The sequence below is a fragment of the Marivita sp. genome (assembly GCF_965656765.1).
Lineage (GTDB): Bacteria > Pseudomonadota > Alphaproteobacteria > Rhodobacterales > Rhodobacteraceae > Marivita.
Genome location: NZ_CBFHLV010000002.1, coordinates 1 through 14,483, shown reverse-complemented (window position 1 = coordinate 14,483; position 14,483 = coordinate 1). Strand labels below are relative to the sequence as shown.

At 56.4% G+C, this 14,483-nt stretch carries 16 protein-coding genes, 1 tRNA gene and 1 pseudogene; 14 read left to right on the top strand and 4 right to left on the bottom strand.

What is annotated here, in order from left to right:
* Positions 1 to 20: 20 nt before the first annotated feature.
* Positions 21 to 713, bottom strand: a complete 693-nt coding sequence (locus ACTG4M_RS01020) for a M48 family metallopeptidase (protein WP_439121771.1) — start codon at positions 711 to 713, stop codon at positions 21 to 23.
* A gap of 105 nt (positions 714 to 818) precedes the next feature.
* Here ACTG4M_RS01020 and ACTG4M_RS01015 point away from each other — a divergent pair, with 105 nt between their 5' ends.
* From ACTG4M_RS01015 to ACTG4M_RS01005, 3 genes are all read left to right on the top strand, one after another.
* Positions 819 to 1,136 (top strand): TIGR02300 family protein, encoded by a 318-nt coding sequence (locus ACTG4M_RS01015; protein ID WP_439121770.1) that lies wholly within the window; start codon positions 819 to 821, stop codon positions 1,134 to 1,136.
* 68 nt (positions 1,137 to 1,204) lie between these two features.
* Positions 1,205 to 1,280 (top strand) — tRNA-Ala (locus tag ACTG4M_RS01010).
* 365 nt (positions 1,281 to 1,645) lie between these two features.
* Positions 1,646 to 3,187 carry a hypothetical protein gene (locus tag ACTG4M_RS01005; protein WP_439121769.1) on the top strand — a complete coding sequence of 514 codons (1,542 nt, stop codon included), beginning with the start codon at positions 1,646 to 1,648 and terminating at the stop codon, positions 3,185 to 3,187.
* 7 nt (positions 3,188 to 3,194) lie between these two features.
* Here ACTG4M_RS01005 and ACTG4M_RS01000 read toward each other — a convergent pair whose 3' ends face one another.
* Positions 3,195 to 4,130 (bottom strand): hydrogen peroxide-inducible genes activator, encoded by a 936-nt coding sequence (locus ACTG4M_RS01000; protein WP_439121768.1) that lies wholly within the window; start codon positions 4,128 to 4,130, stop codon positions 3,195 to 3,197.
* A 105-nt stretch (positions 4,131 to 4,235) separates the two neighbouring features.
* Here ACTG4M_RS01000 and ACTG4M_RS00995 point away from each other — a divergent pair, with 105 nt between their 5' ends.
* From ACTG4M_RS00995 to mnhG, 8 genes are read left to right on the top strand one after another with little or no spacing between them, the layout of a single operon-like run.
* The gene (locus ACTG4M_RS00995) at positions 4,236 to 5,207 is read left to right on the top strand and encodes a universal stress protein (RefSeq protein ID WP_439121767.1); all 972 of its coding nucleotides are present in this window, start codon (positions 4,236 to 4,238) and stop codon (positions 5,205 to 5,207) included.
* Entirely contained in the window at positions 5,207 to 7,465 is a 2,259-nt protein-coding gene (locus ACTG4M_RS00990) for a putative monovalent cation/H+ antiporter subunit A (RefSeq protein WP_439121766.1), read from the top strand. The genes ACTG4M_RS00995 and ACTG4M_RS00990 overlap by 1 nt, the downstream gene beginning before the upstream one ends.
* Positions 7,462 to 7,881, top strand: a complete 420-nt coding sequence (locus ACTG4M_RS00985) for a Na+/H+ antiporter subunit B (protein WP_439121765.1) — start codon at positions 7,462 to 7,464, stop codon at positions 7,879 to 7,881. Before ACTG4M_RS00990 ends, ACTG4M_RS00985 begins: the two co-directional genes overlap by 4 nt.
* Positions 7,881 to 8,243: a Na+/H+ antiporter subunit C gene (locus tag ACTG4M_RS00980; protein WP_439121764.1), complete on the top strand. Its 363-nt coding sequence runs from the start codon at positions 7,881 to 7,883 to the stop codon at positions 8,241 to 8,243. The genes ACTG4M_RS00985 and ACTG4M_RS00980 overlap by 1 nt, the downstream gene beginning before the upstream one ends.
* Positions 8,240 to 9,736, top strand: a complete 1,497-nt coding sequence (locus tag ACTG4M_RS00975; RefSeq protein WP_439121763.1) for a Na+/H+ antiporter subunit D — start codon at positions 8,240 to 8,242, stop codon at positions 9,734 to 9,736. The genes ACTG4M_RS00980 and ACTG4M_RS00975 overlap by 4 nt, the downstream gene beginning before the upstream one ends.
* On the top strand, positions 9,733 to 10,212 hold the full coding sequence (locus tag ACTG4M_RS00970; protein ID WP_439121762.1) for a Na+/H+ antiporter subunit E: 480 nt from the start codon (positions 9,733 to 9,735) through the stop codon (positions 10,210 to 10,212). Before ACTG4M_RS00975 ends, ACTG4M_RS00970 begins: the two co-directional genes overlap by 4 nt.
* Complete coding sequence (locus tag ACTG4M_RS00965) at positions 10,212 to 10,511, top strand: monovalent cation/H+ antiporter complex subunit F (protein WP_439121761.1); 300 nt, start codon at positions 10,212 to 10,214, stop codon at positions 10,509 to 10,511. Before ACTG4M_RS00970 ends, ACTG4M_RS00965 begins: the two co-directional genes overlap by 1 nt.
* Positions 10,504 to 10,863: a monovalent cation/H(+) antiporter subunit G gene (gene mnhG / locus ACTG4M_RS00960; protein ID WP_439121760.1), complete on the top strand. Its 360-nt coding sequence runs from the start codon at positions 10,504 to 10,506 to the stop codon at positions 10,861 to 10,863. Before ACTG4M_RS00965 ends, mnhG begins: the two co-directional genes overlap by 8 nt.
* A gap of 54 nt (positions 10,864 to 10,917) precedes the next feature.
* Here the strand turns inward: mnhG and ACTG4M_RS00955 are convergent, their stop codons facing one another.
* Positions 10,918 to 11,205, bottom strand: coding sequence for an HU family DNA-binding protein (locus ACTG4M_RS00955; RefSeq protein WP_439121759.1), 288 nt, complete (start codon positions 11,203 to 11,205; stop codon positions 10,918 to 10,920).
* Positions 11,206 to 11,390: 185 nt separating this feature from the next.
* On the bottom strand, positions 11,391 to 12,875 hold the full coding sequence (locus ACTG4M_RS00950) for an AMP nucleosidase (protein WP_439121758.1): 1,485 nt from the start codon (positions 12,873 to 12,875) through the stop codon (positions 11,391 to 11,393).
* A 101-nt stretch (positions 12,876 to 12,976) separates the two neighbouring features.
* On the opposite strand from ACTG4M_RS00950, the gene ACTG4M_RS00945 reads away from it, so the two are divergent.
* The 3 genes and pseudogenes from ACTG4M_RS00945 to ACTG4M_RS00935 all read left to right on the top strand — a co-directional run.
* Entirely contained in the window at positions 12,977 to 13,396 is a 420-nt protein-coding gene (locus ACTG4M_RS00945; protein WP_439121757.1) for a glyoxalase, read from the top strand.
* 62 nt (positions 13,397 to 13,458) lie between these two features.
* Positions 13,459 to 14,214 carry a class II aldolase and adducin N-terminal domain-containing protein gene (locus ACTG4M_RS00940; protein ID WP_439121756.1) on the top strand — a complete coding sequence of 252 codons (756 nt, stop codon included), beginning with the start codon at positions 13,459 to 13,461 and terminating at the stop codon, positions 14,212 to 14,214.
* A 69-nt stretch (positions 14,215 to 14,283) separates the two neighbouring features.
* A pseudogene (locus ACTG4M_RS00935) lies at positions 14,284 to 14,483 on the top strand (SDR family NAD(P)-dependent oxidoreductase); the annotation flags it as partial.

The window sequence follows — 14,483 nt, the reverse complement described above, 5'->3', positions numbered from 1 at the left end:
GATCACAGCAACCGATTGGGTCAAGCATCAAAGCGGAACCGGTGAAGTTTCGGCCCCTCGTGCCGCAACCAATCACGCGCGTCTTTGTGCGGACCGTACAGCTGATTAACCACATTCCAGAACGCCGCTGAGTGATTCATTTCCTGCAAATGCGCCACTTCATGCGCGGCCACATATTCCAGAACCGCCTTTGGCGCGAGGATCAGACGCCAAGAATACATCAAAGCGCCAGCAGACGAGCATGATCCCCATCGGGATCGCGTGTCGCGCAAGGTCAGCTTTGTATAGCGACGACCCAAACGCGCCGCATAGTGATCTGACGCACGGGTCAATTCCGCCCGTGCCTGTTCCTTGAGCCAAGCCTGCAAATGCACGCGCCCTTTTTCTATCGGCATAGGCACGGAAATCTGTTGCTCGACGACCCTCAACCGCTTGGCATCGCCCGCAACAATGTCGAACGACCGCCCCCCAACCGTTAGGGTTTGCCCGGGTCCAACCTGCTCGGGACTTGCCTGTTTAGACAAGTGCCCAACGACCCAGCCCTGCTTTTCTGCCGCAAAGGCCAATGCGTCACGTTCAGAGACGCCACGCGGTATCGTCAGGGTCACGGCACCATCAACACGCGAGATCCGCAACGTCATCCGCCGCGCACGCGCGTTTTTCCGCAATTTCAGCGGAATTTCGGGGTTGCCGGGAAAGGTTCTAACGCCCATATGCCGCTCAATGAGTTCCGTGCCGTAAAGCCTTTGACACTGGTTCGGTGTTATGGCAGTTGGCGCAGATTGTCGATATGACCACGCAATTGAAGGGGATCACCCATGCCCAAAGAAGAATGGGGCACAAAGCGCCTTTGCCCGACCACAGGCAAGCGCTTCTACGACCTCAATGCCGATCCGATCATCAGCCCATACACGGGTGAGGTGGTTGAAGTGGAAACTGGTAAGACCCGCATGATTGCGGCAGATGCCGAAGACCGCCAGAGCAAAGCCAAGACCGAGACGACGGACGAGGTGGATGTTCTGGAGGATGACGACGTTGATGTCGAACTCGAAGACGACGACGTTCTCGAGGATGATGACGACGACAACGTATCGCTGGACGAGATCGCAGACGTCGCAAGCGACGACGACGATTAATTTCTGCCGAAGGGGCGGAATCATGCTTGATCCCGCCCCCGGCATTGCGTAATTGAACGCGCACAAACGGGGCCTTAGCTCAGCTGGGAGAGCGCTTGCATGGCATGCAAGAGGTCAGGGGTTCGATCCCCCTAGGCTCCACCAAACTCCTTATTTATGGTCCTGCCTCAGGCTGATCGGCTCCCAACTATCAGGACCGGCTTGCGTTAGGCTGTCTAACCCTCAAATTCTGAACGATGCGCCGCAGCACGCGAGGCTCGCGATTTCAAGCGTCACAGCAAGGGTTCGTAGGGTATCTACAAGCCAAACAGTGTCTGGGCGTACTGACTGCGACTACGAAAATTTAACCTTTAGGGGGTAGCCACACCCATGATCACACTTAACCGCAGCATCATGGGCAGAAGCAAGAAATCGTGATTGGATATCTCACCTTATCGCAAACCCGATGTTTCGCGACAGCTGTAGCTGTGCGATGAATATCCGGACAATAATAGCGATATCAATCAGGTATGTTCGAGGCACAGCATCAATGGAACTATCGGCTAGGTCCGTTTGAAGACCGGTTTCGCTATCAATATGTAATCTCAAAAACAGTTGAAATGCTTGACGGGTTTGTTCGGTACGAAGTCGGCAATTTCCACGTTTATTGTGGCGCGGCTCTTCCCGTTCACCGCATTTTCGATTCCAAAGATCAGTATATCGGCCTCTTGCTTGGGGTTGCTGTCGGCACACGCGGCCTCCAGTCTGCGGGCAAGCTACACCTTCCATTCGCCAGCACATCCCCGGGCTTCTGGGATCAGTTCGAGCGTTTTCTGAATGACGCGGCTGGCCGATTTGCTTTTGTGCTCAACGTCGGCGATGCAAACCGGTTGTACACGGATCCTGTTGGGATGATCGGCGCGGTCTACAATGCCGGGGATCGCTATGTCGCTTCGTCGCCGTTGTTGGCAATAAAACGGCCTGTCCAGACCAATCCAAAATTCGATTTTGAAACGATTCAGGAGCGTGGGGGAAAGCTGTCCCTTTTTCACACAATTGATGCCTCTGTTCGGCGCCTGAACCCCAATTTCCTCCTTGACCTCGACACGTTTGAGACGCGTCGCTTTTGGCCCCGAGACGAGTGTTTTAGCTTCCAAGCCCCCAACCCTTTGGCGGTGTATTCCCAGATCATTGCAAAGGCACGTGCAAATATCCGGGCCCTCGCTGAGGCGTACCCTTGTTCCTTGCCGGTGACCGGCGGCATGGACAGCCGCCTGCTGCTGGGTTTCGCCGGCGAACATCTGGGCAAGGTCGATCAGGTTTACACGCATATCAACAACTATGCGACGCGGCGCGATGCCAGGATCGCAGCCGAGCTTTGCCGTGTCTGTGGCGCTGCGCATGACGTTCACGACAAGCGCGACTATGCGCGCAACCGAAAAGACATGCGCCGCACGCTCCGTGCATATCAAGTGGCCTATGGCGCGCCAGTTCATCCGCCGCGTGAATATCTAAACGGCGTAATTGAAGGTGTACCAGAGGGAAACGTCATTCTGCGCGGGCACCAGACCGACTTGTTGCGAGCCGTTTTCGTGTTCCGCCCGCAAGAGGAGTGGCGCGATCCGGATTGGCAAATCGAAAGGCTTTTGATCGTGCCAAGGGCTGACTTCGACACAAAGATTGCAGACCGGTTCCGCGATGATTTTTTTGCTTGGCAAAACACCCTGCCCGAGGCAGCAATGGCCAAAGCGGCAGACTTCATGTTCCTCGAAGTGTACTACAATTCTACGGTTGGCGCCTCGTTCCCCGCGCTTTGGCGCAATTTTTACCTGTCGCCTTATAACAGCAGGACGCTGATCGGCTTGTCTTTGCAGTTTTCGGAAAAACAAAGGCGCGCGGCTGTTCCCGTGTTCGAAATGATCGAATTGATGAACAGTGACCTGTCGCAAATACCGTTTGATTTCGAAACGCCAGCGGCACTCGACGACCCCGAAGGCTGGAACAAGGGTGCTCCGGCCACACGTGACCGGGTGGACCGAACGATTGCCTCGCTTGTCCAGCACGCGCCATAGATAGGCGTCACCGGCCCGACACATCCCCAAGCACGGTGATCTCCGGTGCGCTCTCGGTCAGTGATGCGCAGACGAGGTTGGACAAAAGTCGAAACTCCACTTCGCGCGATGTGCCTTTTCGCCAGACCATTCCGATGGTCCGCGATGGTGCGGTTCCTCGAAACGGGCGAGCCACGACAAGATCCTGATGGGTGACTTCGGATTTCACATAGAGCGCAGGCATCAAAGACAGCCCCATCCCAGTGGCCACCATCTGCCGGAGCGTATCAAGGCTGGTGCCTTCGTAGTCATGCGAAAGTTCAACACCGTAATCATCGGAAATCCGGCGCACCAATTCGTATAACCTATGGCCCGGTTCCAATGACAAAATCGTCTCACCACGCAACATCACCGGGTCGATTTCAGACTCGCTCGCCAGCCGATGGTCGGCAGGCATAACCACCTGAATCGGCTCGCGAAACAAGGACTGTGTTTCCAGCTCAACCCGGTTCACCGGCAGCGGAAAAAACAGCAGGTCCAATGCTCCGTCTTCAAGACTACGCAAGAGCAGATCGGGCAAACCTTCGCGGATATACAAACCCAGCTTGGGATAGGTCTTGTGCAGGTCCGGGATCACCAGAGGCAGGAAATATGATCCCACCGTTTGAACCACGCCAATCCGGATAACCGAACTCATCAGGTCTTGCAGTGATTTGGCGATGGTGTGAATCTCGGCCACCTCTCGCAGTATACGCCGCCCGCGTTCCGCAATATCTTTGCCGGTCGGAGTCATCATGACCTTGGAGCGGCTCCGCTCGACAAGGCTGGTGCCCAACCGCATCTCAAGCTCTTTGATCTGTGCGCTAAGCGTTGGTTGCGTGACATTGCAGGCCTCGGCCGCGCGTCTAAAATGCAGCTGGTCGGCAACCGCCACCAGATACCGTAATTGCTGCAAGCTGGGCACGCCAAAACTCCTGATAGATAATTTCTATCAATGTTGCGCGAATTTTCGATTTGGTCAATGACACCCTCAATCCTATCTCGTCAGTTGGGTGAAGGAGCGCGCAGCGTGCAACGATTCAAGAACATACTCTTCGTATGCGACGAGCAGAGTGCCTATGAACTGGCGCTGGACCGTGTCGTTTGGCTGGCGACGGCCAACGATGCCGCTGTCACGCTGGTGTCGACCATCGACAGCGGCGGCGCAAACGATGTGTCCAAGCTTTTTTCGATGATCCCTGGCCTTGGCAACCAAGAGATCGGTGAAACAATCATCGCTGTGCACCGGGCGAAACTTGATGAGCGCGCAACCACCCTGCGTGACAAGGGTATTGCCGTCGATACCAAGCTATTGATTGGCACACCCTTTATTGAAATCATCCGGCAGGTGATCAAAGGCCGGCATGATCTTGTCATAAAGGGCGCGCATCGTGCGGCTGGGCGACGGTTCTTTCCTGGTGCAGATATGCACTTGTTGCGCAAATGCCCCTGCCCCATCTGGGTTTTGAATGCAGCTACTGAACCCAAATCGCAGCGCATTTTGGTTGCGGTCGATCCGGATTCTGAAAACACCGGGCGTGACAGCTTGAACCAAACGCTTATGGAGCTTGCCACATCGTTGGCGCGCGCCGATGGCGCCAAGCTGGACGTGATGAATGTCTGGCGGCTTCAGGAAGAGGCAACCCTGCGCCACGGGCTTTCCAGCATTCTGGACAATGACATCGACCGCCTGGTTTCGACAGCACAGAACGACAGCAAGGCGCGCCTAAAAGCCCTGGTGTCCGGCTTTTCCGAATTCGACGATCTGATGCGAGTGCTGCACATCAAAGGCGTTGCCGGTGATGTAATTCCCGAACATGTCGCCGCCGAAGGCATAGACACGATTGTCATGGGCACACTCACACGCACCGGTGTCGCTGGTCTATTTATCGGAAATACAGCCGAGACGATTCTCAATCACGTCAGCTGTTCGGTCCTGACCGCCAAGGCACCGGGATTTGCAACACCAATCGGCACAGGCGCGGCAGGAGGACTCAACTGATGGCAGGCGGATTTCCAACCGACACACGCGGCAATGGGCTGACTGGGATTGTCCCAGTTTTGTTCGCTGCAGCGCTGTTTGTGTATTTCGCCGCGATGATCCCGACCATCGCAGCACAAGACATCGTCCGCATGTCGATCCCGTGGATACCGTCTGTCGGCATCGAACTGGCGTTCCTTGTTGACGGTCTAAGCCTGACCTTTGCCTTGCTGATCTCCGGTATTGGTACGCTGGTTTTGCTCTATTCGAACACGTACTTGGCAGGTCACCCACACTACGCACGGTTTGCGCTGTTTCTGACTGCGTTCATGGTGTCGATGCTGGGCCTTGTTCTGGCAGACGACCTGATCCTGCTGTTCGTGTTCTGGGAGCTTACGACGCTCACCTCTTACATGCTGATCGGATTCTCGCACGAGACAGAGAAAAGCCGCCGCAACGCGTTGCAGGCGCTGTTTGTTACCGGCGCTGGTGGTTTGGCATTCCTTGCCGGGTTGATCCTGCTTGCAGCTGTTTCCGGCACGACCAGTATTTACGGCCTTCTGACGATGGGCGATGAATTGCGTGCCCACGCGATGTACCTGCCAATCCTGATCCTGTTGCTTGCGGGTACCTTCACCAAATCTGCTCAGGTGCCGTTCCACTTCTGGCTGCCCAACGCGATGGCTGCCCCCACCCCAGTCAGCGCCTTCCTGCACTCGGCCACGATGGTTAAGGCAGGCGTCTATGTCATGGCCCGCATGCATCCGGCGATGTCGGGCACTGATGTCTGGCTGTGGACCCTAACAATCTTCGGCGCGGTGACCGCCGTATTCGCGAGCCTTCAGGCTGTGCGGCAGACCGACCTCAAACAGGCTTTGGCCTACACCACGCTCATGGCGCTTGGGACGCTGACGCTATTCCTTGGGCAGGAGTCCGGTTATGCGATGACCGCATTCGCAACCTTTCTGATCGTGCACTCGCTCTACAAGGCGTCGCTGTTTCTCGTCGTCGGCTGCATTGACCTGTCCACCGGCACACGCGAGACCGACCAACTTGGCGGTTTGGGGCGGCTAATGCCGATCACTGCCGTCGCCGCCGCCCTTGCTGCTTTGTCGATGGCAGGCTTTCCGCCGTTCCTTGGCTTTATAGGCAAGGAACTGAAATACGCAGGGGCCATCGCCGTGGCGTCAGAGCCGGTGTTCGTCGCCGGTGCCGCGCTGCTGTCCAATGCGCTGATGCTGGCGGTCGCAGGCGTCGTAGCCTTCCGACCCTTCTGGCAGGGCAGTGTTCCGTCACACCAATCTCCGCGCGAGGCCCCTTGGCAGATGTGGGCGGGTCCAATCATTCTTGCCAGCCTTGGCGCGCTGTTCGGCATCTATCCGGATCTCCTTCAAGTCGCTTTGATCAATCCGACAGTCATATCCCTGACTGGCGAAGCCGGCGAGGCGAAAGAGCTAAAGCTTTGGGCTGGCGTCAATATCCCACTGTTCCTTAGCATCGCGACATTTGTGCTGGGCTTGGCCATCTACGCTGTCCATGTCAAACTCCGTGCGTTGCTGGAACGTGGCTTTTCGGCCATTCCAAACCTCGATCATGGCTGGGACCGCTTCCTTGACGGGCTCAAGGGATTTGCAAAGTGGCAAACCCAACTTGTGCAAAATGGCAAACTCTCTAGCTACCTCTTCTTTACCTTCTTGACGATTGCGGCGGGTATCCTGCTAACGCTGACCTATACTGGCATGCCGATGATTGCCGTCGATCTGTCGGACGTGGAATGGAAGCACACCTCGATTGCGTTGCTGACCATTTCAGGGGCCATTCTTGCGCTGGTTACCAATTCACGCATCGCCGGGATTGCCGCGCTGGGTGTGGTTGGCATTGGCATCGCGATGATCTTCATCGTGTTCAGCGCCCCGGACGTCGCAATTACGCAGCTCTTGGTCGAAACGCTGATTGTGGTTCTGGTGGCTGTGGTGATGCTGCGCCTGCCCTCAATGCCCAAGGCCGAGTTCCGGCTGGGCCATGCTGTGCTGTCCATTGCTGTGGGCCTTGCCGTTTCGTTGACCTTGGTCGCCGTTGTGTCCAGCCCACTTGATCTGCGCCTGACGGACTATTTTGAGGCGACAAGCTGGCCCGAGGCGTATGGGCGTAACATCGTCAATGTTATCCTCGTGGATTTTCGCGCGCTCGACACATTTGGCGAAATTGCCGTGGTCGTCATCGCTGCTCTCTCGGCCTACGCATTGTTGCGCACGACACGCAAAGGAGATCAAAAATGAATTCCGTCATCCTGCGCGTCGGCACGCGTTACCTTGCCGGACTGCTGCTCGTGTTCTCGTTCTACATGATGCTACGCGGCCATAATGAGCCGGGTGGCGGCTTTATCGGCGGGCTGACCGGTGCGACCGGGTTTGTCCTCTATGCCATCGCCTGCGGCACTCAAGACGCCCGTGCGGCACTTCGCATCCTGCCACAAACCCTTGCGATTTGGGGGCTCGGCATAGCGCTGACTGCAGGACTGTTCGCTGCGCTGTTTGGTGATGCTCTGTTTACCGGACAGTGGCTCTTCATCGGCGCGACAGAAACAGACAAGGGACTGCCGCTCTCGACCGTCCTGGTGTTCGACATTGGTGTCTACCTCGTCGTGTTCGGATCAATCCTCACCCTTGTCTTTGCCATGGAGGAGGAAATCTGATGGAGTTCCTTTTTGCCATAACCATCGGTGTGCTGGTGGCATCAGCGGTCTACCTGATGCTCTCCAACCACCTCCTGCGCTTCATCTTTGGGCTGGTTCTGATTTCGAACGCCGCAAACCTGACGATCTTTGTCGCTGGTCGCCTGACCGATGGCGCACCACCGCTGATCCCCGAAGGCGCGGATGCTCCGCTTGGCGATATTGCCAACGCGTTGCCCCAAGCGCTTGTACTGACAGCCATCGTGATCGGGTTTGGCCTGTTCGCCTTTGCAATTGTACTGGTGTTCCGCGCGTGGACCACCCTGAATTCCCTGACGCCGGACGACATGCGCCTGGCCGAACCTGAAGAGGCGCATAAGTGAGCTGGCTTCTCGCACTTCCGATCGTCATCCCGTTCCTGACGGCCGTCCTCGCATTCCTGACGCGACAAAGTCCACTGGGGCGCTGGATTTCCGTAGCCGGATCAACCGTCCTGCTTGCAGCCTCTATCGTCCTAATGAATGCCGTCTTGCGCGACGGGGTGATCGCTGGACAAATGGGCCAGTGGCCCGCGCCATTTGGCATCACTTTGGTAGCTGACCTGCTGTCTGCTGTGATGGTCGTGATCACAGCAATCGTCGCCGTTGCCGTGTCGATCTACGCAATCGCGGATGTCGACGAAGGGATGGAGCGGCTTGGCTATCACGCTCTCTTTAACATGCTGATTGCGGGTGTGGTTGGCGCATTCATCACGGGCGACCTTTTCAACCTTTACGTCTGGTTCGAAGTGATGCTGATCGCGTCCTTCGGCCTGCTGGTGCTGGGTGGGCGCCCCGAACAGATTGATGGCGGCGTGAAATACGTGGCATTGAACCTTGTTTCGACCATCATGTTCCTGACCGGCATCGGCCTTCTTTATGGTATGACTGGCACGCTCAACATGGCGGATTTGGCCAGCGCCGTGGATAGTGCAGATCAACACCTGCTGACAGTTGTTGCCGTGCTCTTCATGATAGCCTTCGGCGTCAAAGCGGCAGTCTTTCCGTTGTTCTTTTGGCTGCCTGCCTCGTACCACACACCAGCTTTTGCCGTGTCGGCGGTCTTTGCCGGGCTGCTGACCAAGGTGGGCGTCTATGCCTTGCTGCGGATGTTCACACTGATCTTTGACCACGATACCGCCTTCACGCACACGATCCTTTTATGGGTGGCCGGGTTTACGATGGTGGTTGGTGTTCTGGGGGCTGCGGCCCAAAGCGATATGCGCAAGATCCTGTCGTTCCACATCGTGAGCCAGATTGGCTACATGATCCTTGGCTTGGCGCTTTTGACCCCACTCGCCATCGTCGGCGCGGTGTTCTACCTCGTGCACCATATCGTGGTTAAGGCGAACCTGTTCCTGATTGCAGGCGTCTCACAACGTATCGCAGGCGGGACAGAACTGTCGCGCATCGGCGGCCTGTACAAATCTGCACCGCTCTTGGCCGTATTGTTTGTTGTCCCAGCCTTCTCGCTCGCAGGCTTTCCGCCGCTGTCAGGCTTCTGGGCCAAGTTCCTCTTGGTCAAAGCGGCATTGGACATTCAGGCCTGGATCATCACCGGTATCGCTTTGGCCGTGGGCCTATTGACCATCTACTCTATGACCAAGATCTGGGCGCAGGCTTTTTGGGAGCCGCACCCCGACGGGATCGAGCCAAAACTGTCGATGCTATCGAACCGAGACAGGGCTGCAATGCTGATCCCGATAGCCGGTTTGGCCGCACTGACCGTGATCATTGGCGTGATGCCTGAGCCGTTCGTGCAATTCGCCCAGGCATCTGCCGCGCAGCTTCTTGATCCAACGGCCTATATCGAAGCGGTACTGGGGGCGCAGCCATGAACACTTTTGGACTGAACATCATCCTCGCCATCGCGTGGGTCGCCTTTACTGGCAGCGTGTCACTGACCGGTCTGATCAGCGGCTTTGCAATTGGATATGCAGCGCTTTGGCTAATCCAACCGCTGATCGGGACCAGCACGTATTTTCGACGTGTGACCGCGTGGATCAAGTTGATCATCATGTTCCACTACGAACTGATCGTCTCGAGCTTTGCCGTGGCGATGGATGTGTTGACCCCGAAACACAGGGCGCGCCCCGCAATCATCGAAGTGCCACTCGACGTGACATCGGACACGGGAATCTTGTTGGTCACAAACCTGATCTCTCTGACGCCGGGGACGCTTAGTCTGGACGTAAGCGAGGACCGCAAGACGCTGCTCGTTCATGCAATGTTTGCCGACGATCACGATGCCCTGCGCAAAAGCCTGAAAGACGGAATGGAACGCTGGGTAATTGATGCCGTGGAGGGCGCGTGATGGACGGATTTCTCGAAATCAGCCTTGAGATCGGCTTTTTGTGTGTCGTTTTTTCGGTTGTATTGGCCTTCATCCGACTGGTCAAAGGGCCAAGTCTTCAAGACCGGGTCGTCGCGCTTGACTTCATGACCGTCGCCATCGTTGCGTTTTGCGGGCTTGCTGCGATCCGCTACGGGACAAGTGCGTTCCTTGACGTGGCATTGGTGCTGGCTTTGGTTGGCTTCCTCGCCACTGTGGCGCTTGCCCGATTTGCAGAACGCAATACCGAACGGTCCAGAGCAAGGACATCCGATGATTGAGATCATAACCGGAAGCCTGATCATTCTCGGCGGCGCCTTTGCCGTTATTGGTGCAATCGGCCTTGTGCGATTGCCGGATGTCCTGTTGCGGATGCACGCTTCCACCAAAATTGGCACCTTAGCCTGCGGGGTCATCATGGTGTGCTGCGCGCTGTTCTTTGGAACGTCCGACATCATCATCCGCGCTGTTGCTGTGGTCCTGTTCCTGTTGCTCACCGCCCCGATTGGCGCGCATATGATCGGTCGCTCAGTGGTGTCGACTGGCGTGCCGCTTTGGAAAAACGAAGGCATCCAGCAGTCAAAGCTTGATGGCACCTTGCTGGATGAGCACGAAAAACCCAAACACCGTTAAAACAAAAAAGGCCGCTCAAACGAGCGGCCTTTTAAGTAAGTCCAGAAGTCCGGATCAGCCGTTCACGCTGTCCTTCAGAGCCTTCGCAATGGTCATCTTGACCACCTTGTCGGCCTCTTTCTTGAACTGCTCGCCGGTGGCCGGGTTACGCACCATGCGCTCCGGGCGTTCGCGGCAGTAAATCTTGCCAACACCGGGAAGGGTCACGGCACCGCCGCCAGAAACTTCCTTGGTGATGATGCCGGTGACTGCGTCCAGTGCAGCGCTTGCGGTTTTCTTGTCGCTGCCCATTTCTTCGGCCAGAGCGGCCACAAGCTGGGTCTTGGTCATTGGTTTCGCCATTTCGTGGTCTCCTTAACTGCCCGATCTTGGGCCTCGTGTGCAAAAACTAACCGTATATTGAGGAGAAACACAACGCTTGGTAGGCGTTTCCCTCACGTTTTTCGGCATTTTCAGCGGATTTCCACAGCTTTCTTTGGCTTGCAACCCTGTGAAACCGCCAATTGACGGCGCAAACACAGAATCGCCTACAAAAACGCGGTTTCCTCAAAGCTTCGCAATTTCCGACTGTGGATGCGTTCAAGCGGCATTTCCCGCAGATGCTCCATCGCGTGAATGCCAATCATAAGGTGTCGCGCGACCTGTGTTTTGTAGAAATCCGACGCCATACCCGGCAGTTTCAATTCACCATGCAAGGGCTTGTCGCTTACACAAAGCAGCGTTCCATAGGGGACTCGGAACCGGAATCCGTTAGCAGCGATTGTGGCGCTTTCCATATCAAGCGCAATCGCGCGGCTTTGACTGAGCCGTTGAACCGGGCCCTGCTGATCGCGCAGTTCCCAATTCCGGTTATCCACGCTGGCCACAGTGCCGGTCCGCATGATCCGCTTGAGGTCATAACCCTCTAACTGCGTTTCCGCGGCAACCGCGCGTTCAAGTGCGATCTGAATTTCTGCCAATGCCGGGATCGGCACCCAGACGGGCAGGTCATCATCCAGCACACGATCTTCGCGCAGATAAGCATGGGCCAGCACGAAATCCCCAAGGCTCTGAGAATTGCGCAGTCCCGCACAATGCCCAACCATCAGCCACGCATGTGGGCGCAGAACCGCGATATGATCCGTTGCCGTTTTCGCATTCGACGGCCCCACCCCGATATTCACCAACGTGATCCCGGCCCCACCTTCCCGCTTGAGGTGATAGGTCGGCATCTGGGGCATCTTGTCGACCACAGGCAGTGGCGCATCTGCTTCGGAAATCTCGGCGTTTCCGGTGCTCACAAAGCTGGTATAACCGCTCTCCGGATCAGCCAACTGCGCGCGGGCATAGGCTTCGAACTCTGCCACGTAGAACTGGTAGTTGGTGAACAGTACATGGTTTTGAAAATGATGAGGGTCCGTTGCAGTATAGTGCGACAGGCGCGCCAGCGAATAGTCAACACGCTGGGCAGTGAACGGAGCCAATGGTTCGGTCCCGTCCGGCGCCGGTTTGGCGACGCCATTGACGATATCGTCGTTCGTCGTGGCCAGATCAGGCACGTCAAACACATCCCTCAGAATGAACTCTGCGGCCCCTTCTTGGGGCACTGAAATCGCAGCATCGTTCGCCACGGCGAAATGAACGGGCATCGGCGTATCCGAGACACCAATCTCAACCGGAACAACGTGGTTCTCCATCAACAGGGACAATTGCTGTTCAAGGTAATGGCGAAATAGGTCAGGCCGCGTGATCGTCGCCGCATGGGTGCCCGGCTGCGACACGTGACCAAAGCTTAACCGGCTGTCGACCTTTGCAAAGCTGGTCGTGGTGATCCGCACCTCTGGATAGAACGCCCGGTAACGCACCCCCGGATGCCCCTTTTCCATCGCCATTTGAAAACTGTCACACAGAAACCGGGTCGACAATTCATAGAGCGTGCACAAACGATCAACGGCCGCCTTCGGATCGTCGAACCGCTCGGGCGCGGGCACCTCCGGAGTTATAATATCCAAATTGATCGAACGGTCCTGCATGCACTGCCTTTCTTAGGTCTTGTCCTGCCATAATGCGCAGGTTGACAGGTCCATGACACGGGATCAAGCTACCGACGATCGCACGGAGCATTTGCAGCCGGATGGATTACGAGACCGTCGCACCGGAAACCTTTGGAGCAAGCCTGCGCGGCATCGGGCTCAATCTGCTGACCTGCGATGTGCGCCGCATGGTGAGGCAACTGACCAGCGTTTTCGAGATGACAGCGCATCGCGTCACCGATGACTTTGCGATCATGCATTATTGCGGTCAGGTGTTTCAGCTTCATTCCGATGGCACATACAGCAAAAATCCTTTGTTAGGGCTGGTGCCGGAAAACCCGCCACGCGGAGCCGGTATTGAAATCAGGCTCTATGATACGGATCCCGATCAGGCGGCCGCGTTGGCCGATGCAGCGGGCTTTAGCGTCCTGCAACCGCCCACCGACAAACCCCACGGTTTGCGCGAATGCTATCTGCTCTGCGCAGACGGCTATGCTTGGGTGCCATCGCGCCCGCTATAAACCTGCGACTTGACTTTGCGTCCCGGACAGCTTGCTTTGTGATCAAGCAATAGGAGGCTCTCATGTCCGTCACCCAACTGGCCCGCAACATGGATCACTGGCAGGAACGCGTTGATTTGGCCGCGGCATTCCGCTGGACTGCACGAATTAATATGCATGAAGGCGTCGCCAATCACTTCAGCCTGTCGATCAACGACGATGGGACGCGGTTCCTGATGAACCCGAACCAGATGCACTTTGCCCGGATCAAAGCCAGCGATCTGATCATCGTCGATGCCAATGACCCAGAAACTCTGAGCGGCCCGAACGCACCAGACCCGACGGCTTGGGGTCTTCACGGCGGGTTGCACCGGCATTGCCCGCATGCCCGATGCGCAATGCATGTGCATTCGATCCACGCCACCGTTCTGGCCTGCCTCCAAGACCCACAACTGCCACCGATCGACCAGAACTGCGCAACGTTCTTCAACCGTTATGTGGTCGACACGCATTATGGTGGTCTTGCATTTGAAGAAGAAGGTGAACGTTGTGCCCAGCTGTTCACCGATCCCAAACAAAAGGTAATGATCATGGGCAACCACGGTGTCATGGTGATTGGCGACAGCGTAGCGGACACGTTCAACCGACTGTACTACTTTGAACGCGCAGCCGAGACCTATATCCGCGCCCTGCAAACCGGCCAGCCACTTAAAGTATTATCTAACGAAATCGCCGAGAAAACTGCGCAAGAGCTTGAGGGATACCCTGAACAAGACGCCAGACATTTGTCTGAGTTGAAAAAAATATTGGACGACGAGGGATCCGATTACGCTGCTTGAGCGTTAACAAAACAGTCAGCACACAAGTGCGCTGCTTGTTTTTGGATTTTCTTGTACCACGTTCGAATTATGGAAAAGACTTTACTCTCTCTTGGCCACGGCTACAGCGCGGCCTTTCTTGCCAAGCGACTTTTGCCGCAGGGCTGGCGGATTGCGGGCACGACGCGTGACCCAGACAGGTTTGGGGAATTCCACGCGCAGGGGATTACCCCTTTGCTTTGGGATCGTGAGGCAATTTTGCCATGGCTCGAAAACGCCAGTCATGTGCT

Coding starts and splice junctions, on each gene's coding strand:
- ACTG4M_RS01020 (WP_439121771.1), bottom strand. CDS start 713: ATGGGCGTTAGAACCTTTCCCGGCAACCCCGAAATTCCGCTGAAATTG.
- ACTG4M_RS01015 (WP_439121770.1), top strand. CDS start 819: ATGCCCAAAGAAGAATGGGGCACAAAGCGCCTTTGCCCGACCACAGGC.
- ACTG4M_RS01005 (WP_439121769.1), top strand. CDS start 1,646: ATGTTCGAGGCACAGCATCAATGGAACTATCGGCTAGGTCCGTTTGAA.
- ACTG4M_RS00990 (WP_439121766.1), top strand. CDS start 5,207: ATGGCAGGCGGATTTCCAACCGACACACGCGGCAATGGGCTGACTGGG.
- ACTG4M_RS00985 (WP_439121765.1), top strand. CDS start 7,462: ATGAATTCCGTCATCCTGCGCGTCGGCACGCGTTACCTTGCCGGACTG.
- ACTG4M_RS00980 (WP_439121764.1), top strand. CDS start 7,881: ATGGAGTTCCTTTTTGCCATAACCATCGGTGTGCTGGTGGCATCAGCG.
- ACTG4M_RS00970 (WP_439121762.1), top strand. CDS start 9,733: ATGAACACTTTTGGACTGAACATCATCCTCGCCATCGCGTGGGTCGCC.
- ACTG4M_RS00965 (WP_439121761.1), top strand. CDS start 10,212: ATGGACGGATTTCTCGAAATCAGCCTTGAGATCGGCTTTTTGTGTGTC.
- mnhG (WP_439121760.1), top strand. CDS start 10,504: ATGATTGAGATCATAACCGGAAGCCTGATCATTCTCGGCGGCGCCTTT.
- ACTG4M_RS00955 (WP_439121759.1), bottom strand. CDS start 11,205: ATGGCGAAACCAATGACCAAGACCCAGCTTGTGGCCGCTCTGGCCGAA.
- ACTG4M_RS00950 (WP_439121758.1), bottom strand. CDS start 12,875: ATGCAGGACCGTTCGATCAATTTGGATATTATAACTCCGGAGGTGCCC.
- ACTG4M_RS00945 (WP_439121757.1), top strand. CDS start 12,977: ATGGATTACGAGACCGTCGCACCGGAAACCTTTGGAGCAAGCCTGCGC.
- ACTG4M_RS00940 (WP_439121756.1), top strand. CDS start 13,459: ATGTCCGTCACCCAACTGGCCCGCAACATGGATCACTGGCAGGAACGC.